This is a genomic window from Methylosinus sporium (assembly GCF_003113265.1).
Classification (GTDB): domain Bacteria; phylum Pseudomonadota; class Alphaproteobacteria; order Rhizobiales; family Beijerinckiaceae; genus Methylosinus; species Methylosinus sporium.
Map to the genome: position 1 here is coordinate 42,258 of NZ_PUIV01000021.1, position 22,492 is coordinate 64,749.

The following is a 22,492-nucleotide window of genomic DNA, read 5'->3' on the forward strand; positions in this document are numbered from 1 at the left end:
GTCTGTCATGACCGCTTCATTTCGGCTCGAATGGCGCAGGGAGACGAAAAGCGCCCTGACGCTCGAGCATCCAGCCCGGATATTCCTTCGCCAGCGCGCTCACCGCATCGAGCCGCTCCATATCTTGCGCATCGAGCTGCAGCTTTACCGCCGCGAGATTTTGCTCGAGCTGATCGATGCGCCTCGCGCCGATGATGACGCTGGTGACGAAGGGCTTGGCGAGCACATAGGCGAGCGCGACCTCGGCGACGCTCGCGCCATGCTTCGCGCCGATCTCGCGCATGGCGGCGACGCAGGCCCATGCGCGCTCCCGATCGACGGGCGGGAAATCGAAGGAGACGCGGCGTCCCTCGGCGCCCTCCGGCGCGCCCGGTCCATATTTGCCGGAGAGCAATCCGCCGGCGAGCGGCGACCACACCATGAGGCCGAGTTTTTCTTCTGTGAGCAGCGGGACGATCTCGCGCTCGAGATCGCGGCCGGCGATGGAATAATAGGCCTGCGCCGTCTCATAGCGCGCAAAGCCCAGCCGCTCCGAGACGCCGAGCGCCTTGGCGATGCGCCACGCCTGCCAATTGGAGAGGCCGATGTAACGCACCAACCCGCGCGAGACGAGATCGTCCAGCGCGCGCAATGTCTCCTCTATCGGCGTCACGGCGTCATTGCCGTGGATCTGATAGAGATCGATGTGATCGGTCTGCAGGCGCTCGAGGCTCGCCTCGACGCTGTCCATTATGTGTCCGCGCGAGGCGCCGCGATCATTGGGGCCGGCGCCGGTCTCGCCATAGAATTTGGTGGCGATGACGACATCCTTGCGCTTCACGCCGAGATCGGCGAGCGCCTGCCCCACCATTTTCTCCGAGCGGCCGAAGGAATAGACATCGGCCGTATCGATGAAATTGACGCCCGCCGCGAAAGCGCGCTCGACGATGCGCGTCGCCGCCTGCTGATCGACATCGGCGATCGCGCCCCAGATTCCAGCGCCGCCCGCCTCGCCGAACGTCATCGCGCCGAGGCAGATTTCCGAGACGAAGAGGCCTGTGCGGCCGAGCTGATTGTAACGCATCACGCCGCCTTCGCCTGCGCGCCATATTTGCCGTAGAAGCTCTCGCCCTTCTTCGCCATCTCGCGTAGCTCGGCGGGCGCTGCGAAGCGCTCGCCATATTTCTGCGTGAGCGTGTCGCAAATTGCGACGAAGGCCGCCGTTCCGAGACCGTCGATGTAAGACAAAGTGCCGCCGGTGAAAGGCGCGAAGCCGAAGCCGAGAATGGAGCCGACATCCGCCTCGCGCGGATCGGTGACGACGCCCTCGAACAAGACGCGCGCCGCCTCCACCGCCTGCACGACGAGGAAACGCTGCTTCAGCTCCTCCACATCTATGGCGTCGGGATCGAGCTTCTTGTCGGCGAGCGCCGAGAGGCCCGGCCACAGGCTCTTCTTGCCGCTCGCCGGATAATCATAGAATCCCTTGCCGTTCTTGCGGCCGAGACGCCCTTCCTGCTCCACCATGAAATGCAGCACGCGCTCCTGCGTCGGATCGACGGCGGCTGCGCCGAGATCCTTCTTGGTCGCGAGATGGATTTTCCAGGCGAGATCGAGCGCGATCTCGTCATTGAGCGAGAGCGGGCCGACCGGCATTCCGGCCATGCGCGCGGCGGTCTCGATCATCGCCGGCGGCACGCCTTCGGTGAGCATTATGTGCCCTTCGCGCACGAAATTCAGCACGCAGCGATTGGCGTAGAAGCCGCGCGAATCATTGACGACGATCGGCGTCTTCTTCAGCACGCGCACGAAATCGAGCGCCGTCGCCACGGCGCGGTCATTCGTTTTCTTGCCGCGGATCACTTCGACGAGCAGCATTTTCTCGACCGGCGAGAAGAAATGAATGCCGACGAAATTCTCGGGGCGAAGCGACGTCTCGGCCAGCGAGCTGATCGGCAGAGTGGAGGTGTTGGAGGCGAAGATCACATCGGGACCGACGACGGCCTGCGCCTTTTTCGTCACTTCCGCCTTCACGCCGCGCTCCTCGAACACGGCCTCGACGATGAGATCGGCGCCGGCGAGCTTCTCATAATCGGGCGTCGCTGTGATGCGCGCGAGCAGCGCTTCCCTTTCGGCGGCGGTGGCGCGGCCGCGCGACACCTGGCCGGAGACGAGCTTGTCTATGACGGCCTTGCCCTTGTCGGCGCTCTCCTGATCGCGATCGATCAGCACCACCTCTATGCCGGCGAGCGCGCTGACATAGGCGACGCCAGCGCCCATGAAGCCGGCGCCGAGCACGCCGATCTTGGCGAATTTCGCCGGCGGAATCTCCTTCGGCCGATGCGCGCCCTTCTCCAGCTCATTCTTGGAGAGGAACAGCGAGCGGATCATCGCCGCGGCCTGCTTGGAGCGCAGAATATGCGCGAACCAGCGCGCCTCGACGCGCAAGCCGAGATCGAAGGGCAATTGCAGCCCCTCGAACACGCTGTGCAATATGGCCTTGGCGGCGGGATAATTGTCGAAGGTCTCGCGGCGATAAATGGCGTTGGCGGCGGGCCACACCATCATGCCGCCCGGCGAGAACACACGGCCCGACGGCGGCTTGAAGCCTTCGACGTCCCAAGGCGCCTTGCCCTTGCCGCCATTGACGATCCATGCGCGCGCCCGCTCGACGATCTCGCCTTCCGGCGCGAGCTCGTGAACGAGTCCGGCGGCCTTGGCTTTCGCCGCCTTCAATTGCTCGCCCTTGAACAGCAATTGCAGCGCGTCGCCCGTCTGCATCAGCCGCGCGATACGCTGCGTGCCGCCGGCGCCGGGGAAGAGGCCGACCTTGATTTCCGGCAGGCCGACCTTGGTTTTGTCAGAGTCGGAGAGGACGCGATAATGGCAGGCGAGCGCGAGCTCGAAAGCGCCGCCGAGACAGGCGCCGTGAATGGCGATGGCGAAGGGTTTGCCATTGGTCTCGAGCTTGCGATAGAGCAGCGACAGTCTGCGCGCGCCTTCGAAGAACTGCTTCATCGCAGCCTCCTCGCCCTGCTCGCGCACGGCCTTGGCGTATTCCACCGCGCTCTTCTGCAGCATGGAGAGATCGGCGCCGCCAGAGAAAGCCGGCTTGCCCGAGGCGATCACGCAGCCCTTGATCTCAGGATTGCTCGCCACCTCGTCGATGACTTTTTCCAGCTCGTCCATCACCTCGAAGGTGATGACGTTCATCGAGCGGTCGGGGCTGTCCCAGGTGAGCAGAGCGACGCCGTCGGCGCCGGTCTCGAAACGGAAATTGACGAGGTTCATCGGGTCGCTCCCGCAGGCTTGAAATTCACACGCGCTCGATGATCGTCGCGGTTCCCATTCCCGCGCCGATGCAGAGCGTCACCAGCGCCGTGGACTTGCCGCTGCGCTCCAATTCGTCCAGCGCCGTGCCGACCAGCATCGCGCCCGTGGCGCCGAGCGGATGGCCGAGGGCGATGGCGCCGCCATTCACATTCACCTTGGAATCGTCGAGGCCGAAAGCCTGCATGAATCGCAGCACCACGGCGGCGAAAGCCTCGTTCACCTCTATGAGGTCGATGTCGGAAAGGCTCATGCCGGCCTTGGCGAGCAGCTTCTTCGTCACATCGACAGGACCAGTCAGCATCAGCGCCGGCTCGGAGCCGATATTGGCGAAAGCGCGCACGCGGGCGCGGGGCTTCAGCCCGTGACGCTCGCCCGCTTCCTTCGAGCCGAGCAGAACCGCAGCGGCGCCGTCGACGATGCCGGAGGAATTGCCGGCGTGATGCACATGATTCAATTTCTCGACGTCGGGATGCGCCTGAATGGCCACAGCGTCGAAGCCCGCCTGCTCGGCGAAGAAAGCGAATGACGGCTTCAGCGCAGCGAGCGACTGCATATCGGTCGCGGGGCGCATATGCTCGTCGCGATCGAGAATGGTGAGGCCGTTGACGTCCTTCACCGGCACGATGGATTTCGAAAAGCGCTTCTCCTCCCAGGCGCGGCCGGCGCGCTGCTGCGACTGCACCGCATAAGCGTCGACGTCGTCGCGCGAGAATCCGTATTTCGTCGCGATGAGATCGGCGGAGACGCCCTGTGGCATGAAGTAGGAGGGAATGGCGATGGTGGGATCGACCGGCCAGGCGCCGCCGGAGGCGCCGATGCCGACGCGGCTCATGCTCTCGACGCCGCCGCCGATGGTCAGCTCGTGCTGGCCGGACATGATCTGCGCCGCCGCAAAATTCACCGAGTCGAGACCCGAAGCGCAGAAGCGATTGATCTGCACGCCGGGGACCTCATAGCCATAGCCGGCAGCGATCGCCGCGGCGCGGGCGATGTCGCCGCCCGCCTCGCCGACCGGATCGACGCAGCCGAGGATCACATCATCGACCGGCGCGCCGTCGAGATTGTTCCTCTCCTTCAGCGCGGAAAGAGCGGTGACGGCGAGGCCGAGGCTCGACACCTCATGCAGCGAGCCATCCGGCTTGCCGCGCCCGCGCGGCGTGCGCACGGCGTCGTAGATATAGGCTTCGGACATGAGGAACTCCGTTTTCTTCGGGAGCGCGCAGAATCGAAAACCACTCCGAGGTCGAGGGTTGCTGTCAATCGACTCGTCGGCCTCCGCTCATCAAAACATCTCCGCAGGCAGGCTCATCAGCGTATCGACGCCCGCCGTGATGCGCGCCAGACGAAAGCCCGTCTCGGGCAGCATCTTCTCCATATAGAATTGGCCCGTCGTCAGCTTGGTGTCGAGCCAGGCTCCATCGCCGGGCGCCTCCTTTTTCTTGGCGAGCGCCGCGCGGGCGATGCGCGCCCATGTGTAGCCGAGCGCCACGCGGCCGAAGAGATGCATGTAATCATAAGATGCGCCGGCGCCATTGTCGGGCTTGGCGAGCGCATTCTGCATCAGCCAGATCGTGGCCTTTTGCAAATCGCCGAGCGCGGCCTTCAGCGGCTCCACAAAGGGCTTCATCTCGTCGGAACTCTCATGGGCGATAAACTCGCTCACCTCGGCGAAATAGGCCATTGCGGCGCGGCCATTGTCCTTGGGCAATTTGCGGCCGACGAGATCGAGCGCCTGAATGCCATTGGCGCCCTCATAGATCATGGTGATGCGCGCGTCGCGCACGAATTGCCCGACGCCATTCTCGTCTATGTAGCCGTGCCCGCCCCATATCTGCTGCGCCTTCACCGCGCTCTCGAAGCCGAGATCGGTGAGCACGCCCTTCAGCACCGGCGTCAGCAGCCCGAGACGATCCTCCGCCGCCTGACGCGCCTCGGCGTCCTCGGAACGATGCGCGATATCGCTGTCGAGCGCGGTGGCGAGAGCGAGGCCGCGCGCCGCCTCGTTGAAGGCTTTCATCTCCATGAGGCCGCGCCGAATATCCGGATGCACGATGATGGGATCGGCGCCGCCGCCGGCGTTCTTCGCGCCGGTGAGCGCGCGTCCTTGCAGGCGCTCCTTGGCGTAGGAGGCCGCATTCTGATAGGCGACCTCCGATTGCGCGAGACCCTGCACGGCGACGCCGAGCCGCGCCTCGTTCATCATCACGAACATCGCATTGAGGCCCCGATTGGGCTCGCCGACCAGAAAGCCCCTGGCGCCGTCATAATTCATCACGCATGTGGCGTTGCCGTGAATGCCCATCTTATGCTCGAGCGCGCCGCAGCGCACGGCGTTGCGCGCGCCGAGAGTCCCATCGGGATTCACCTCGTATTTCGGCACGATGAAGAGCGAGATTCCCTTCACCCCGGCCGGCGCGCCTTCGATGCGCGCGAGCACGAGATGAATGATGTTCTCGGAAAGATCATGCTCGCCGGCGGAGATGAAAATCTTCTGCCCGGTGACGGCGTAAGAGCCGTCCGCGCGCGGGCTCGCCTTGGTGGTGAGCAGGCCGAGATCGGTGCCGCATTGCGGCTCGGTGAGATTCATCGTGCCGGTCCAGCGGCCCGCCGCCATGGGCGGCGCGAAGAGGCGCTTCTGCTCCTCGCTGCCATGGCGCAGCAGCGCGGCGAGCGCGCCTTGCGTCAGGCCCGGATACATTGCGAAGGACATGTTGGCCGCCGAGGCGAACTCGTTCATCACCACGGCCAACGTATAGGGGAGGCCTTGTCCGTCATATTCGGGCGGAACCGCCAGCCCCACCCAGCCGCCGGCGACGAACTCCCGATAGGCCTCCTTGAAGCCGGCCGGCGTCGTCACCTCGCCGGAAGAGTCCAACCCACACCCTTCCGCATCGCCGCTGCGGTTCAAAGGCTGCAGCCGCTCCTCGCAGATTTTCCCCGCCTCGCCGATGATCTGCGCCAGCACGTCCGGCGGAACATCGGAGAAGCCGGCGAGATTGCCGTAACGTTCGAGATGCAGAACGTCGTTCAGCAGAAATAAAGTGTCGTCCACGGGGGCTTTGTAGATCGGCATGAGCGGCTCTCCCTGCGCGGATCGTTTGTTTTCGCTAGGTATTCGCCCGAGATAGGCGGTTTCCCGGTCATCGGCCGACGGGAATGGGGACTATGCGCCTCCGTGGTTACGAAATCGCAACTCGGCCGAATTCGAACGCCGTCGGCCAAGCCCTTCATTCCACGAATGAATCATGGTTCCGACGGCGCATTCTGCCCAGCAATAGGTAGAGAGCCGGACCCGCGTGCGCAATAGGCCGCGCGCCGGTCGGCTCCACGCAAGCGTTAACCCTTTATTTACCTTCTTCGAACGAAATTCCCCGGCGATGGCGTCCCCCGCCCTCACAGCGTTCCGGCGCGATTCGCGCCTCTCGAGTCGTCGCTCGTCCAGTTTTCCCCAGAGCCAACACGGGTCGAGCCCGCCGGATATCCGATGACAGAGGCATTTCCCTGGAGCTTCAAAGGCATACATCACGAGACCCGCGATGTCGCACGCGCTGCGGCGCGGCGCTCGGGCAAGAGCCTTTCGGATTGGCTCGATGATGTGATCCAAGAAAAAGCGCAAGAAAAAGCGCATATCGACGACCGTTCCTTCGCCGTCGACGATGACGATTCGTCCGCTCCGGCGCGTCGCCGCGCGCTGCGCTCCCGCATGTACGGCCGCAATGATCGCGGCCGACTGCGCCGCGACGCTTCGCCGAGGCGCGATTTGCGCGAGGAGGAGCCGGATGAGGATTTCCGCCCGGCTTCGATTCGCAGCCGCGGCCGCGGCGATGTGGACGCCAAAGCCATCGTCGACGACGCCGTCGCCCTTTTCGAGCGGCGCTCCGCCGAGAGCGAGCGCAAGACCGCGAACGCCCTCTCCGGCCTCGCCAGGCTGATCGATCGCAACCATTCGAGCCGGGCGCGGCTCGGCGACGATATCGGCGCCGTGATGGAGCGGCTCGGCCATATAGAAGAGCGCATCTCCACCCGTCCCGACGAAGGCGTGAAGCCGATCCGCAACGCTCTGGCGCGGCTCGAGGCGCGCATCGACAGCCTCTCGAGCGACGACCGCGCCTATGAGTTCGAGAGCGCGCTCGGCGCGCTCGACCAGCGGCTCGCCGATATCGCCGCGCGACTCGACGAGGAGGCCGAGGACCGGCGCCGCGCCGCGGAGGCGCGCCGTCGACAGGAGAGCGACGAGAGCGCGCGCGACAATCGCGAGAGCGAGAGGCGGCAGGAACGCGAGCGTCGCGCTGCGACGCGGCGTCCGCTCGCCGACGCCGTCGCCGAAATCACCGAACGCCAGCGCGCGCTCGGCGAGCAGATCGGCGCCCGCGAGGCGGAAGTCGTCCGGCCGGCGATCGAGGCGCGGCCGGCGATCTTCGACGGTCTCGCCGAATCCATCGAGGCGCTCTCGCGCCAGCTCGCGGCGACGCGCGCCGAGCAGAACGTCCAAGGCGAGCAGCAGGCGGCCGTCGTCGCCCAGATCGATCTTCTGCGCTGCGATCTCGAGGGCCTCTCCCGCGCCCTCGTCGATCTCGCGCCGCGCGCCTCCGTCGCCGCCGTCGAATCCGCTCTGCGCGAGCTGACCGAGTGCGTCGCGGCGCAGCGTCACTATGGCGTCGAGGAAATCGTGTTGGCGCCGATCGAGCGCCTCACCGCCGATCTCGTCTCGGTCTTGCGCGATCTCGATCCGAGCCGGGTCGTCAACGTCCTCTATGAGGAAGTGCGGGCGCTGAACGAAAAGCTCGCCGAGCAGCACGCCGCCGGCGGCGCCGATCGCGCCGCCCTCGACGAGATCGCCGGCGAGACGCGCGAAATTCACGAGCTGCTGAAGGCGGTCGCGCGCCGTCCGCTGCCGATCGAGAAGCTCGAGGCCGGCATCGCCGCGCTGACGTCGCAGGTCGACGAGCTCAGCGCCGGCGTCAATGTCGCGACGGCCAAGGATGTGAGCGAGCTCGTGCAGAGCATTCGCTCCATCGTCTCCACCGAGATCGGCGGCTCCTTCGCCGCGCTCGAGCGCCGGCTCGAATATTTCGCAGCCAAGCTCGACAACATCTCGACGAAATCGGGCGGCGGCAAGCGCTTCGACGAGATCAACGAGCGCATCGAGCAGGTCCACAAATCGCTCGCCGCGCGCATAGAGCGCAGCGGCGCGGGCGTCGACGTCGATCAGGTCCAGCAGCTCTTCGCCTCCTTCGCCAAAAAGATCGACGCGGCGGCCGAAGCCAAGATCGTCCATCCCGTGGATGAACTCGGCCGCAAGATCGAGAAGCTCGAGCAGCGTCTCCACCAGCCCGCCGCTCCCGCGCAGCAATCCGCCGATGCGGAGCAATTGCGCGAGATCGCCAAGAATATGGACGAGCTGCGCGCGGAGATGAAACGCAAGCGCGGCGGCTCCGGCGTCGATCCCAATCAGTTCGAGCGGCTGTTCGCCTCGCTGGCCGAGAAGATCGACGCGGCGACAGAGGCAAGAATCGTTCATCCGGGCTTCGACGAGCTCGGCCGCAAGATCGAGAAGCTCGAGCAGCGTTTGCAGCCGGTCGCCGCCGGCGCGCAGAAATCGGCGGGCTCGGAGCAATTGCGGGCGCTCGCCGAGCGTATCGACCATGTCCACGCCGAGCTCGCGGCGCGCATCGATTCGACTGCGCGCCGGCGCGCCGACGACGCCAATCTGCAATTGGCGGAACTGGTCGGGCAGCTCGCGCAGAAGATGGACGCGGCGCTCGATCCGGACGCCGACCGCACCACTTTCACCGCGCTGGAAGCGCAGATCGGCCGACTGGCGGAGCGGCTCGACCGCTCCGATATCAACGCCGATTCCTTCTCCGCCATAGAGCGCGCCCTCGGCGCGCTGGCGACCAAAGTCGAGGAGACGCGCAGTTCCACCATGCGCGTCGCCGAGATCGCCGCGCGCGAGGCCGCGCAGGATGCGCTGCGCGACGCGACCGCCCTTAACGGCGTTCCTGGCGGATTGCAGGAGGCGCTGGAAAAGGAGCTCTCCGAGCTCCGCAATTTCCAGGACGAGGCCGGCCATCGCACCAATCAGACGCTCGCCGCCGTCCATGAGACGCTGCAGCGCGTCGTCGAACGTCTCTCCATGTTCGAGGACGAGCTGACCGATCTGCGCAAGGCCAAGCCGGTCGCCGTCGAGGCCCCGCCCCGCGCCGCGGCGCGGGTGAAGCCGGCGGCGCCGGTCGGCGACGTCGAGGACATGCTGCTGGAGCCGGGCGAGCGCCGTCCGCGCCGCGAGCCGACGATTTCCCGCGAGAATGATCGCTCCGGCTCGGTGCAGCAGGATTTCATCGCGGCCGCGCGCCGCGCCGCCCAGCAGGCCGCGGTCGACGCCCAGGCCGCCGCGGCGCAGGGCAAAGCGGCGCAAGGCAAGGCGGCCAAGAAGATCGCCGCCGAGCAGAAGCAGGAGCCCGAGCGAGTCGCGGCGACGGGCGGCGGAGTGGGCGCGGCGCTGCAATCGCGGCGTCGGCCGCTGCTGCTCGGCGTCGGCGTGCTGGTGCTGCTCTATGGCGCCTATCAGATCGCCCGCGTCACGCTCGACGATCCGGCGCCGCAGGCCTCCGCCATTCAGGCGGAGCCGAACGAGGCGACCGCCTCCGTCCCGGCCGAGAAATCGGCGCCGGAAGCCGCCGCGCCCGCGCCTTCCGCCAAGGACGCCGCCGCGGAGCCGAGCGCTCCCGCCGCCGCGACTTCCGCTCCCGCGGCGCTCTCCGCGGCGGAGCCCGCCGCCAAAGCGCCGGCCCTCTCTCCGAAACCGCTCGGCGTCCCCTCGCTCGCGCCCGGAGCTTCGGGCGTCGGCTCCTTCTCGCCCAATCCGCAGGTTCCGGCCCCCGGACGTTTCGGCGCGCAGACCATCGATCCTCTGCCGGTCGGCGCGATCGGAACGCCGGCGGCGACCGCCCCCGTGACGCCGCGCCAGGATGTGTTCGCGACCATCAAGGAGATCGCCGCCTCCGGCGACGCCCATGCGCAATATGAGCTCGGCCTGCGCTATGCGGAGGGCCGCGGCGGCGCGCCGCGCGATCCCAAGCTCGCCTTCCAATGGTTCGAGAAGGCGGCCGACAAGGGCTTCGCCCCGGCGCAATATCGGCTCGGCTCCATCTATGAGAAGGGTATGGGCGTCGAGCGCGACTACGCCAAGGCGCTCTCCTGGTACAAGCGCGCCGCCGACGCCGGCAACGCCCGCGCCATGCATAATCTCGCCGTGCTCTTCGCCGGCGGCGGCGACGGCAAGCCGGACTACGACCAGGCGGCGCAATGGTTCCGCAAGGCGGCCGAATATGGCGTGCGCGACAGCCAGTTCAATCTGGCCATTCTCTGCGCCCGCGGCCTCGGCGTTCCGCAGAATCTGACGCAATCCTATCTGTGGTTCGCCGCCGCCGCCGCGCAGGGCGACGAGGACGCCGCCAAGAAGCGCGACGAGGTGCGCGCTCGGCTCGACTCCAAGGACATGGCGGCCGCCAAAGCCCTCGTCGACGGCTTCCATCCCAAGCAGCCGGACAGCGCCGCCAATGACGCGCCGCCGCCGCCCGGCGGCTGGGAGAACGCCAAGGCGCCAGCCAAGCCGGAGGGAAAGCCCGTCGGCAAGCCGAAAGTCTCGGCGCTCTGAAGTCCCTGTGTCGCCGCGGCGACAGGCGGACAGAATTCGACGCCTCGCGCCAGCCGCGGGGCGTTTTGCCTCTTGACGCTTCTTCCGCCATTGCCGACCCTGGCGCCATGGCGAAGTTTCGGCCCGGCCTGTGGCGGCTCGCGCGCGCTCTCCTCACCAGGGGGATGGCGGCTCTGCTGCTGATTCAGATCGTCGCCCTCGCCTTTTCCGAGAGTCGTCCCGCGCCGATGGAGCCAGAGCTCGCCGCGGCGAACCGCCTCTGCAGCGTGACGCCCGACGGCGGCCATGCGCCGACCGCGCCCGACCAGCCCGGCCATTGCCTCTATTGCCCGCTCTCCTACGCCCATGGCGACGCCGAGCTGCCGGCGCTGGCGGCGGCGACGCTGCTCCAGCTGCTGCCGCGCGACGCCGCGGCGACGGGCGGCGTAGTGGAGATCGACGCGCGGCCGGTGGCCGGAGCGACCGGCTTCCGGCAGTTTTCGCGCGCGCCGCCGCGCGCCTGAGCGCCAGCAGGCGGCCAGACCTCTCCCGGCCCGCGGCCGCCGACCTCCGACACGATTCCAGGCTCTCGCATCGACGCGCTCGCAACGCCGAACCGGCGTGCGATTCCAGCCGCGCCGCTCCGCCGCCGAAAGGCGATCATGCCCGATCAGAAGTCCGACCGTTTTCGCGAGCTGTTTCGCCGCAACAAGCGCGCGCTGCTCGACTATTTCAAGCGCCGCGTAGGGCCGGAGAACGCTTCCGACCTGCTGCAGGAGACTTTCGTGCGCGCGATCCGCCGAGACGAATTCGAGAATGTCGCCGATCCGCCCGCCTTTCTGAAGCAGATCGCCATAAATCTCACGCGCGACTTCGCTCGCCGCCGCGACAGCGAGGCCAAATATTTCATCCCCGGCGACGCGCCCGAGGAGATTGAGGAGCCCGCCGTGGCGCCGGACGCGCTCTATGAGACGGAGGAGCTCGCCCGCCGCCTCATGGAGGCGATAGAGGCGCTGCCGCCCAAATGCCGGCAGGCTTTCGTCATGCGCCGCTTCGAGGACCTCGGCCATGAGGAGATCGCCGCGCGCATGGGCGTCTCCCGCAATATGGTGGAAAAGCATCTGCGGCTCGCCATGGAGCGCTGCCGGGCGGCGCTCGATTGACGGCGCCGACCTCCCCTTTTGCAGGATCGGCGCGTCCTATCCTATGAGAGCCCCATTCTCGAGACCTCTGCGGAGACCATGAGCGAGGACGACGCCCCGGGCGAAGCGCAATTGGAGCGAAGGCGCGCCGCCATCGCCTGGTGGATGCGGCTCGACTCGGGCGCCACGACGCCAGCGGAGCGCGAGGCCTTCGCCGCCTGGCTGACCGCGGAGCCCGCCAATAAGGTCGCCTTCGACGATATCTGCCGCCTGTGGGGCGATCTGGAAATTTTGCGCCCGCGCCTCCAACCGGCGGCGAAGCCCCGGCCGCGTTTCACCCGGCCGGGGCTTCGCGCCGCGGCGGCTGTGGCCGGCCTCGCTCTGGCGCTCGCCCTCTCCTATGACGAATTGTCGATCCGCTGGCGCGCCGGCCACCTCACCGAAACCGGCGAGCTGCGCAGCCTCCTCCTCGAGGATGGCTCGCGCGTGGAGCTCGGCCCCGACTCCGCTCTGGAGACGAATTTCGCCGGCGGCGAGCGGCGCGTGACGCTGCTGCGGGGCGAGGCCTGGTTCGCCGTGGCGCCCGACGCCGCCCGGCCCTTTTCGGTCGCCACTCCGGCGGGAACGGCGACCGCGCTCGGCACCGCCTTCGACGTCTCGATCCAGGGCGCGCGCACGGAAGTCACAGTGACCGAGCATCGCGTGCGGCTTTCGGGCGCCGGCCCGAGCGTCATCGTCGAGGAAGGCGCACAGAGCGCCTTCGCGCCGGGCGTGGCGGCGGTGTCGCCCTATCCGGTCGATACGGATCAGGTGACGGCCTGGCGGCGCGGCAAGCTCATCTTCGACGACAAGCCGCTCGCCGAGGTGCTGGCGACCCTCTCGCGCTATCGCCGCGGATATATCGCGCTCGTCGACCCTAGCCTGCGCGGGCGGCGCGTGACCGGCGTCTTCGAGACCCGCGACCCCGAGGCGGCGTTGCGCGCTATCCAAAAATCGCTCGGACTTCGCGCCGTCTCTCTCGGCTTCGTCACGCTGATCGGAGGCTGAGAGGAGCAGCGCAAAAAACTTCATCGATCGACCTCCTCGCCGGAGGCCGTGCCGCGTCCAACTCGGTGAGGGGACGTTCGAGCCCCCGAAAAGATGCGAGGGGCGCCGATGGCGAGACGGGTTTCGAGGCGGAGCGGCGGCGACGCCGGGAGTGCGATCATGGGCGCGACGGCGCTGGCCACAGTGTTGAGCGCATTGGCGATCGGCGGCGCCGACGACGCCCGCGCCCATGCGCAAATGCCGGACAAAGAGATCGTCGAGATCGTCCGCGCCTATTCGATTCCCGCAGGCCGCATGTCGACGGCGCTGACGCGCCTCGCCGATACGAGCGGCGTGCTGATCGTCTATGACACGACGCTGACGCGGACGCTGACGACGCGCGGGCTCGAGGGAACGCATACGCTGAACGCCGCGCTGGAAAAGCTGCTGTCCGGCTCGGGGCTGAATTACGAGGTGGCGGCGGACGGAAATTCCGTGCTGATCGTGCTGGCGCAAAACGCGGGGCAGCGCAATGACGCGGGTGGGGCGGAACCGCTGCCGACGATCGACATCGGCGCGGAGGACGGGCGACGGGCCAAGGAGCGAGGCGGCCCTGGGCGTAGCGGCTCCGGCGGTCCCTCGCGCGAGACGGGCTACGCCCGCTCCTCGACGACGAGCGCCACGCGAACCGACACGCCGCTGATCGACACGCCGCAATCGGTGCAGGTGGTGCCGCGCGAGGTCATTCGCGACCGCCAGATTCTCAACGTGCTCGAGGCGGCGCAGAACGTCTCCGGCGTGCAGGCCGACAACTCGGGACGTTTCTACGACGACTTCCTCATCCGCGGCTTCAGCAGCGGCTATGGCCACACCTATCGCAACGGATTGCGCATCGACGGAACCGGCGGCGCGGTCGACATGGCTTTCACCGATCGCGTCGAGGTGGTGAAAGGCCCAGCCTCCATGCTCTACGGACGCATCGAGCCCGGCGGCTTCGTCAATGTCGTCACCAAGCGGCCGCAGGAGGAATTCGCGGCGACGCTCGACACGCAATTCGGGAGCTGGGGCCTCTCGCGCACCATCGCCGACGTCACCGGCCCGATCGACGATCAAAAAACCGTGCTCTACCGGGTGATGGGCGTCTATGACCGCGCCGATTCTTTCGTGAATTTCAACCATCGGAACAATGGCGCGGCGGCGCTCTATCTCACCTTCCGTCCCACCGAAAACTTCGAAGCCAATGTGCAATTCGAGCACTATGAGCAGATGAAGTCGATCCGACCCGGTCAGATTCCAGTCAATCTGCTCTATGACGATCTCGGCAAGCCGCTCACGATACGAGGCTTCAACGATCGACCGGCCAATCTCCCGAGACGCTATAATCAGGCCGATCCCGAATACTGGTCGCAATTTCCCTATGTCGTCCATCGCACCGTCTACGCCTTCGACTGGACATGGCGCCTCGCCGACAAATGGAAGGTGACGAACGCCTTTCACTATGTCGACGCCCATGAGAATCAGAACGCGATCTTCAACGCGGGATTCGATGGCGTCACCCTGAATCGCAGCTTCTACGCCGGAGTCGTGAAGCGTTATCAGCTCTCGACCAATCTCAATCTGATCGGCGAGATCGACACGGGGCCGATCCATCATGCGCTCCTCGCCGGCGTCGACTGGTTCCATTATGGCGACGACTGGCCGAGCACGGGATGGCTCTCGTCCTTTCCGTCGCTGAATGTATGGACGCCGTCCTACAGAGGGGTCGGGCCGCTCATGCATTACACAGCCGATCTCGGCCGCAACAACACGCTTTTTGCGAGCCGCTGGCAGAATTTCGGCGCCTATGTGCAGGACCAGATCAGCTTCCTCGACGACCGCGTGCATCTTCTTCTCGGCGGCCGCTACGACAAGGCCGAGGAGCGCTACGGCACGACCTACGGCAGCGATTCCGCCGAATGCTATCCCGCCTGCTCGCCTTTTCCGCTCGACCGTTACGCCGATAAGACGCCGCTGTCGCCACGCGCCGGGCTTCTCGTCAAGCTCGATCGCGACACCTCTCTCTACGGCAGTTACACGCGCTCCGCCGGGACGAACAATGGCAAGAGCTCGGGGGGAGATATCTACCCGCCGGAGCGCGGGCTGCAATGGGAAGTCGGCGTCAAGAAGCTCTGGATGGACGGACGCCTGTCGACGAGCCTCGCCCTATTCGATCTGCGCAAGAAGAATGTGTTGCAGTCCGATCCGTTCAACCCCGCCTTCTCTCTCGCCGTCGGCGAGGTGACGAGCCGCGGAATCGAATTCGACATCGCTGGCCAAGTCACCGAGAATCTGAGCGTCATCGGCAGCTACACCTTCAACTCGGTGAAGATCACCGACGACAATGACAATGGCAATGTCGGCAAGCGCTATTATGGCGCCGCGCCCAATGTCGGCAGCCTCTGGGCGAAATGGGACACTGCCCCCGGCGCGCGCGAAGGCTTCGAATTCGGCGCCGGCTTCTATGCGATGGATCGCCGCTATGGCAGCAATGACAACAGCTGGTATATGCCGGCCTATGTGAAATTCGACGCCATGGCGTCCTGGCGCACGGTCATCGCCGGACATGACGTCGCCTTCCGATTCAACGTCAAGAATATCGGCGATGCGCGCTATTTCGAGAACAGCAATGGATACAACTCGGCCGCCTATGGCGCGCCGCGCACCTTCCTCGGGCAGGTGAGCTTCAAATGGTGACGCGCCGGCCATAGTCGCGAAGAGCGTAGCGACCATCGAGCGACCGCCTTACGGCGCCGAGTCGCCGCGCTTCCGACGACGGCGGCGATTCGAGAGAAGGACAGGACATGGTCGAGGGCGCATCTCGCGACGCTCGTTCACGCCAGGCGCGCAAGGCGTGGCGCAAACTCTGGCTCGACATTCATCTCTATATCGGTCTCGTCGCCGGCGCGATGCTGGTCGTGATCGGCGTCACCGGCAGCATTCTCGTCTTCTGGCACGAGGTCGACGCTTGGCTCGATCCGCAATTGCGGATCGTCGCCGCGCGACCGGGCGGCGCGCGCGACTTCGCGCCGCTCGAGACGATCGAGAAGGCGATGGTCTCCGCAACGCCGCAGAACGGGCGAGTCACGCATGTCTGGCTGCCGCGCGACGAGCGCTCCAGCTATCTCTTCTATTACGATCTCGACGGTGACACGCGCAGATTCGGCCTCGACCCCTATGACGCGACGAAAACTGCGGACCGCCTCTATTATTCGAAGCAGAGTCCGTTTCGCCACGCGCTGATGGGCTTCTTGTTCCAGCTGCACTGGTCGCTCTTATTGAGCGACTTGATCGACGACGGCGGAGACGTCGTCGGCGTCGCGGCGATCCTGCTGATGGTCTCGATCGTCTCGGGCCTCTACCTCTGGTGGCCGACGCCGGGAAAATGGGTCTCGGCCCTCACATTGAAGCGTGGAGCCAAGGCGGAGCGTCTCAATTACGACCTCCATAAGCTCGGCGGCGTCTATTCGGCGGCCGTTCTGCTCGCCGTGCTGATGTCGGGAATCTACATGAATCTGCGCGCGCCCTTCGTCTGGATCGTCGATCATGTCGCGCCTCTGACCGACGGCGGCAGCCTGGAGCACAAATCGGAGCCCGCGGTCGGCCGCGCGCCGATCGGCTTTCCTAGCGCCGTTGCAGCGGCGATGGCGCGCTCGCCGGACGGGCGCGTGGAACGCGTCGACTTTCCTCAGGACGAGCAGGGCGTCTTCACCGTCTATCAAGACGATCTGCCGGGCGTCAGCCGGTTCATTCGCTCGCGCTCGCTTCTCGTCGACCGCTATTCGGCCGCGATCTCGCGCATCGAGGATGTCGCGCATGGAACGGCAGGGGACGCCTTCCTACGCTGGCAATGGCCGCTTCATTCGGGACAGGCCTTCGGCATGACGGGCCGACTGATGGTGATGGCGAGCGGCTTGCTCTGTCCGCTGCTGTTCGTCACCGGACTCATCCGCTGGCTGCAGAAGAGACGCGCCCGGCGCGCTCATGCGCAGGCGGGATGAATTTCGCGCGCAGTCCGCTTCTGCTATAAGACGGCGCCCGCGCGGCGCCCGTCGTGCGGCCGAGGAGCCCTCATGTCGGATCAGGACAAGCTCGCATTGCTCGAGCGCATCGCCGCCGCGCTGGAGCGGCTCGCCCCGCCGCCGCCGCGCGCGCCGGATTTTTCCTGCGCGGAAGCCTTCGTCTGGCGGGCGGCGCGCGGCGAATTCTCGGCGGTCGCGCAGATCAATCGCGTCGATCTCTCGCTGCTCGAGGGCGTGGCGCGGCAGCGCGATCAGCTCATCGACAATACGCGCCGCTTCGCGCGCGGGCTGCCGGCCAACAACGCTTTGCTGTGGGGCGCGCGCGGCATGGGCAAATCCTCGCTGGTCAAGGCTGTTCATGCGGCCGTCGCGCGCGAGAAGGATTGTTTGCGGCCGCTGAAGCTCATCGAGATTCATCGCGAGGACATAGAGAGCCTGCCGACGCTGCTCGCCATTCTGCGCGAAAAGCCGTTCGGCTTTCTGCTGTTTTGCGACGATCTTTCCTTCGACGGCGCCGAGACGAGCTATAAATCCTTGAAGTCCGTGCTGGAGGGCGGCGTCGAAGGGCGGCCGCGCAACGCCCTCTTCTACGCCACCTCCAACCGGCGGCACTTGTTGCCGCGTGACATGATGGAGAACGAGCGCTCCTCGGCGATCAATCCCGGCGAAGCGGTGGAGGAGAAGGTCTCGCTCTCCGATCGTTTCGGCCTCTGGCTCGGCTTCCACAATTGCTCGCAGGACGATTATCTCGCCATGGTGTTCGGCTACGCCCGCCATCATGGGCTCGATGCGCCGCGAGAAGAGATCGCGCGCGAGGCGTTGGAATGGTCGATCACCCGCGGCGCGCGCTCGGGGCGCGTCGCCTGGCAATATGTGCAGGAGCTCGCCGGACGGCTGGGCAAGCGCCTCGACGGCTGATCAGCTCGCGTCGCGGAGCGGCAGCGCGATGAAGAAGGTCGCGCCGACATCGGGCTGCGCCTCGACGCTGAGGCGCCAGCCATGGCGATCGGCGATCGCCTTGCAGATGGCGAGGCCGACGCCCGAGCCCGGATAATCGACCTTGCTGTGCAATTGTTTCAGCGGCTCGAATATCTTGTGCGCATATTGCGCCTCGAAGCCGATGCCCTCGTCGGCTATGGCGAGGCAGAGCGAATTCTCGTCGCGAAAGGCCCTGACGTCGATCGTCGCCGGCAATCCGGGCTTTCTGTATTTGATGGCGTTGGCGAGAATATTCTGCACCAGACGCTGAAATTGCGTGGCGTCGGCCTCGATGGCGACATCGGGCAGATCGATCTCCACCTGCGCTCTGGTCTCGGCGATCGTCTGCGACAAGGCCGCGAGCGCGAGCTCGATCGCCGCGCGCAGATCGAGCGAGGCGAGCTCGAGCTCATCATTCACGATGCGCGAGAAGGACAGAAGATCCTGCACCAGCGCGCGGGCGCGCAGCGCGGAAAGCCGCATCACCTCATTGGCGCGCAGAATCTCGTCCGTGTCGCGGCGCAGAATGGCCTCCTCCATCAGATCGCCGAAGACCGCGATCTTGCGCAGCGGCTCCTGAAGATCCTGCGAGGCGACGAAGGCGAAACGCGCGAGACGCTCATTGACGCGCTCGAGCTCCTCGGCGCGCGCGATGAGCGCCGCCTCCTCGGCGTTGGTTTCGCGCAGATCGACGATCGTCGCCAGAAGGATCGTCGCGCCGTCGCGCGCGAGCGAGGAGAAATGCGTATCGACCGGAAAGCGCGCCCCGTCGCGGCGAAGGCCTTGCAGGCCGAGATCGGAGCCGCCGGCGACCGGCGACGCTCCCGGCAGCAGAAGGGAGAGCGGCAGGCCGACGATCTCCGCCTCGGCGACAAAGCCGAACATGCGGCGCGCCCAGGCGTTGGCGCCGACGATCTTCCCCAATTGGTCGACGAGCAGAAACCCCGCGACTGTCTCATCGAACACGAGTCGACGCCAGTCGTCGGCCGTCGCGGCCTCCGACATTCTCCCTCCTTATGATCGTATCCGGCCGCAGCGCGGTTTCTCCGCGCGCATTATCGAGCTCTCGTCTCTCCGAATACAGTCTCCCTTTGCGGATACTGGCCCGAGGCCACGCCGAGGTAAAGAAAAAATTGACACGACACTCGCTCGATTTGCCGAATAGCTAGGACTGTGCCGAGTCGAATGTGTTTTGAAGCGCTGACAATTCGATTAAATTCGGTTCTATTCTACTCGAACGTCTTCGGCTCGGCCCGCCTGTATTGCGGGGCGGAGTGTGAGCGCCCTTCGTGGCGTTCATCCCGATCGGGCGCGCGCCGCGCGTCACACCTTGCCGCCCCGATAGAGAACGAGCTCCGGCCGCCCCGCCGCGGCGGGGCGCACCACGCGCCGGCTGGCCGGCTCCAGCAGACGAAAGCGCGCCTCGCTCGGCGCGATGATGCGAAAGGATTTCAGCCGCAGCGGATCGGCCGGGGCGACGCCGAGCCAGCGCGGACGACGGGCGGGCGCGAGAGCCCCGAGGACGCGGGAGTGCGTCTTGCCGAAATGACGCAAGGGCAGCAGGAGCAGCTCGAGCTCCAATAGGTCGCCGTCGTCGCCGGCGCGCCCTTCGACTCCGGCGACCACAGGCGCCACCCCGTCGATGACGGTCAGCATGACCGAGGCGAGCGTGCGACGGTCGTCGGGAGACCACAGATCGAGAAAGGACTTGCCTTTCTGCTCGTCGAGCCAGAGCGCATTGAGCCGTGTGCCGCACAGCCGGATCGGAAAGCGGCCCGCCTCATCGATTTCGATGATGAAGGAGTCTGGCAGAGCCTCGCGAATCTCCGCCGGGTCGATCTCGGATCGCTCGGGAGCCGACCGCGCCCCTTTCAGGCGGCTCCAATAGGCGTAGAGTTGCTGGTTGACCTTGTGTCTCATTTTGTTTCCAAAACGGCGTATCGTGAAGGGCTTTGCGTCGAATCGGCGCGCCCTGCCGCCCGCCCCCGAGCGGCGAGAGCTGAAGAGCAGGCCGCGTGCCAGCGGCAAGGAATCGGTAACCACGCGGAAGGGCTGTCCGCACAATTCGAAGACGGACGAGACATGAACGAGCACTTGGGAGCGAGACCCGAGAGAGAGAAAATCCTCAATCTGCCCCGTGAGGTGACGGCGCTGCTCGTCGCGCTCGCGGCGATCCAGTTCGCTGCGGGCGCGCTGCCGCGATCGTGGGTCTCCGAGATTTTCTCGGCGCTGGCCTTCGTTCCGGCGCGGATTTCCATCGTCCTCGCCCCGGAGGCTTTCATGCGCTCCCTGGCGGGCGAGCTCGCGCCCGGCGTCGAGGCCGGCGATATCGCCGAGGCTCTAGGCGCCGAGCATCTGCCCTGGTGGACTTTCGTGACCTATGCGCTGCTGCACGCCAATTGGACGCATCTCGCCGTCAATGGCGTGACGCTCGCGGCCTTCGGCTCGCCTCTCGCGCGCCGGCTCGGCGCGGCGCGCTTCCTCGCCTTTCTGGCGCTGACGGCGGCGGCGGGCGCGGCGGCGCATTTCGCGGTCCATCCCTTCGATCTCGGTCCGGTCGTCGGCGCCTCCGCCGCCATCTCGGGAACCATGGCGGCGAGCGCGCGTTTCGCTTTCGCCCAGGATGCGCAGTTCGGCGTCCAGCACGAGTCGCGGCGCGCGGCGAGCCTCGCCGAGCTCTGGTCCAACCGGCGCGCGCTCGCCTTCGTCGGACTCTGGTTCGCGGTCAATCTGATCTTCGGCCTGTTCCCCGGGGCGGCGGGGTCGACGGAGCAGATCGCCTGGGAGGCGCATGTCGGAGGCTTCGCGGCCGGCCTTTTGCTGTTCGGCGCATTCGACCGCCGGCGTGAGGACGGAGGCCGCGAGAGACGGCGATAACAGCGAGAGGGGAGGAATTTCGAAATGAACGTCGCCCGCATACTCGCCCGCAAGGGGGCGGAGGTCGTCACCATCGCGCCGGGCCGGACATTGCTGCAAGTGGCGGAGGAATTGACCCGCCGCGGCATAGGCGCGCTCGTCGTCGTCGACGATGATGACGAGGTCGTCGGCCTCATCACCGAGCGCGATATCGTCGGCGCCATAGCGCGCCGTGGCGTCGAGGCGCTCTGCGACGAGGTCGCGCGCTTCATGACCGTCGATCCCATGTCGATCAGCGAGGATCATACCCTGGAAGCGACGATGGAGGCGATGACGGTGGAGCGCCGCCGTCATCTGCCGGTTCTGCGCGAGGGGCGTCTCGCGGGCCTCGTCTCGATCGGCGATGTAGTCAAATGCCGTATCGACGAGATCGAGTCCGAGCGCCAGGAGCTGCGCGCCTATATAGCGACGGCCTGAGAGCCGCTCCGCCAGGGTGACGCCGGAGCCGCTTTCGGCGGCTCACGGCGTCGCGCCGACCAGCGGTATATGGGCGAAGATGTTGGGCAGCGAGCGTTTCGTCGCCTCGTGGCCGAGCTCGATCAATTCCTCGGCGCGGTGGAAGTCGAACATGCCGACGTCCTCGTGGCGGGCGTGGATGGTGGCGTCCGGCGGATCGCCCGCCATGCGCGAGCGCAATATGCGATCCTGAATGATGTTGAAGGCGTCGATCATCGAGGCCGCGACATTGGGCGCGGCGCCGGGGCGGCGCTGGAAATAGCGCGGCAGCAGATGCGCCGCGAGGCCCGGCTCCGAGGCGTCGACGAAAGGCGCGCTTTCTTTCGCGCGGCCGCCGGCGGCATGGGCGTGGTGGTCGTGGATCACATGGGAGCGATACATCGTATCGGCGGTGACATTGACCGCTATCACGAAATCGGCGCCCAGCGCCCGGCAGACGGTGATCGGAATCGGATTGACGAGCGCGCCGTCGAAGAGCCAGCGGTCGCCGATGCGCACCGGCTCGAAAATTCCGGGCAGAGCGTAGGAGGCGCGCACCGCCGGCGCCAGCGCGCCGCGCTTCAGCCAGACCTCGTGCCCCGTGCCGACCTCGGTGGCGACAGCGGCGAAGCGGAGCGGCAGATCCTCGATCGAAAGGTCGGTCAGCTCTTTCTCGAGCGCCGCGCGCAGGCGCTCGCCGCCGATGAGGCTCATGCCGGAAAAGGAGATATCCATGAAAGTGAAGACGCGCCTTTTGGTCATTGAGCGCGCGAAGGCTTCTACGGCGTCGAGCTTGCCGGCCGCGTAGCAGGCGCCGACCACGGCGCCGATGGAGGTGCCGGCGACCACATCGGGCACAATGCCATGCGCCGCCAATTCGCGCAGCACGCCGATATGCGACCAGCCGCGCGCCGCGCCGGCGCCGAGCGCGAGGCCGATCTTGGGCCGAACCGGGGGCGGGGCGGGCTCGCGGGGGAGCGGCGGGG

16 protein-coding genes are annotated in these 22,492 nt (G+C 66.5%); 9 read left to right on the forward strand and 7 right to left on the reverse strand.

Annotation, left to right across the window (positions count from 1 at the left end; all coding sequences use genetic code 11):
• Positions 1-16: 16 nt before the first annotated feature.
• The 4 genes from C5689_RS13055 to C5689_RS13070 form a co-directional block, all read right to left on the reverse strand.
• A complete protein-coding gene (locus C5689_RS13055; protein WP_108917709.1) occupies positions 17-1,063 on the reverse strand; it encodes an aldo/keto reductase in 1,047 nt (348 codons plus the stop codon).
• Complete coding sequence (locus C5689_RS13060) at positions 1,063-3,270, reverse strand: 3-hydroxyacyl-CoA dehydrogenase NAD-binding domain-containing protein (RefSeq protein WP_108917710.1); 2,208 nt, start codon at positions 3,268-3,270, stop codon at positions 1,063-1,065. Before C5689_RS13060 ends, C5689_RS13055 begins: the two co-directional genes overlap by 1 nt.
• 25 nt (positions 3,271-3,295) lie before the next feature.
• Positions 3,296-4,504 (reverse strand): acetyl-CoA C-acetyltransferase, encoded by a 1,209-nt coding sequence (locus tag C5689_RS13065; RefSeq protein WP_108917711.1) that lies wholly within the window; start codon positions 4,502-4,504, stop codon positions 3,296-3,298.
• Positions 4,505-4,594: 90 nt separating this feature from the next.
• Complete coding sequence (locus C5689_RS13070) at positions 4,595-6,385, reverse strand: acyl-CoA dehydrogenase C-terminal domain-containing protein (protein ID WP_108917712.1); 1,791 nt, start codon at positions 6,383-6,385, stop codon at positions 4,595-4,597.
• Positions 6,386-6,796: 411 nt separating this feature from the next.
• On the opposite strand from C5689_RS13070, the gene C5689_RS13075 reads away from it, so the two are divergent.
• The 7 genes from C5689_RS13075 (at position 6,797) to C5689_RS13105 (ending at position 18,095) form a co-directional block, all read left to right on the forward strand.
• Entirely contained in the window at positions 6,797-10,972 is a 4,176-nt protein-coding gene (locus C5689_RS13075; RefSeq protein WP_108917713.1) for an SEL1-like repeat protein, read from the forward strand.
• Between the two features lie 107 nt (positions 10,973-11,079).
• Positions 11,080-11,475 (forward strand): hypothetical protein, encoded by a 396-nt coding sequence (locus C5689_RS13080; RefSeq protein WP_108917714.1) that lies wholly within the window; start codon positions 11,080-11,082, stop codon positions 11,473-11,475.
• A gap of 138 nt (positions 11,476-11,613) precedes the next feature.
• Positions 11,614-12,114 (forward strand): RNA polymerase sigma factor, encoded by a 501-nt coding sequence (locus C5689_RS13085; RefSeq protein ID WP_108917715.1) that lies wholly within the window; start codon positions 11,614-11,616, stop codon positions 12,112-12,114.
• Between the two features lie 78 nt (positions 12,115-12,192).
• Positions 12,193-13,140, forward strand: coding sequence for a FecR family protein (locus C5689_RS13090; RefSeq protein ID WP_108917726.1), 948 nt, complete (start codon positions 12,193-12,195; stop codon positions 13,138-13,140).
• A 159-nt stretch (positions 13,141-13,299) separates the two neighbouring features.
• Positions 13,300-15,852, forward strand: a complete 2,553-nt coding sequence (locus C5689_RS13095) for a TonB-dependent siderophore receptor (protein ID WP_108917716.1) — start codon at positions 13,300-13,302, stop codon at positions 15,850-15,852.
• A gap of 107 nt (positions 15,853-15,959) precedes the next feature.
• Positions 15,960-17,156, forward strand: coding sequence for a PepSY-associated TM helix domain-containing protein (locus C5689_RS13100; RefSeq protein WP_108917717.1), 1,197 nt, complete (start codon positions 15,960-15,962; stop codon positions 17,154-17,156).
• Positions 17,157-17,228: 72 nt separating this feature from the next.
• Positions 17,229-18,095 (forward strand): ATP-binding protein, encoded by an 867-nt coding sequence (locus tag C5689_RS13105; protein ID WP_108917718.1) that lies wholly within the window; start codon positions 17,229-17,231, stop codon positions 18,093-18,095.
• On the opposite strand, the gene C5689_RS13110 is transcribed toward C5689_RS13105, so the two are convergent.
• Both C5689_RS13110 and C5689_RS13115 read right to left on the reverse strand, forming a co-directional pair.
• Positions 18,096-19,160 carry a sensor histidine kinase gene (locus tag C5689_RS13110; RefSeq protein WP_108917719.1) on the reverse strand — a complete coding sequence of 355 codons (1,065 nt, stop codon included), beginning with the start codon at positions 19,158-19,160 and terminating at the stop codon, positions 18,096-18,098.
• Between the two features lie 318 nt (positions 19,161-19,478).
• On the reverse strand, positions 19,479-20,075 hold the full coding sequence (locus C5689_RS13115) for a PAS domain-containing protein (protein WP_108917727.1): 597 nt from the start codon (positions 20,073-20,075) through the stop codon (positions 19,479-19,481).
• Positions 20,076-20,237: 162 nt separating this feature from the next.
• On the opposite strand from C5689_RS13115, the gene C5689_RS13120 reads away from it, so the two are divergent.
• Complete coding sequence (locus C5689_RS13120) at positions 20,238-21,032, forward strand: rhomboid family intramembrane serine protease (protein ID WP_108917720.1); 795 nt, start codon at positions 20,238-20,240, stop codon at positions 21,030-21,032.
• 24 nt (positions 21,033-21,056) lie between these two features.
• A complete protein-coding gene (locus C5689_RS13125) occupies positions 21,057-21,488 on the forward strand; it encodes a CBS domain-containing protein (protein ID WP_108917721.1) in 432 nt (143 codons plus the stop codon).
• 42 nt (positions 21,489-21,530) lie between these two features.
• Here C5689_RS13125 and C5689_RS13130 read toward each other — a convergent pair.
• Positions 21,531-22,492: patatin-like phospholipase family protein (locus C5689_RS13130; protein WP_108917722.1), on the reverse strand; the 962-nt coding region annotated here is incomplete at its 5' end.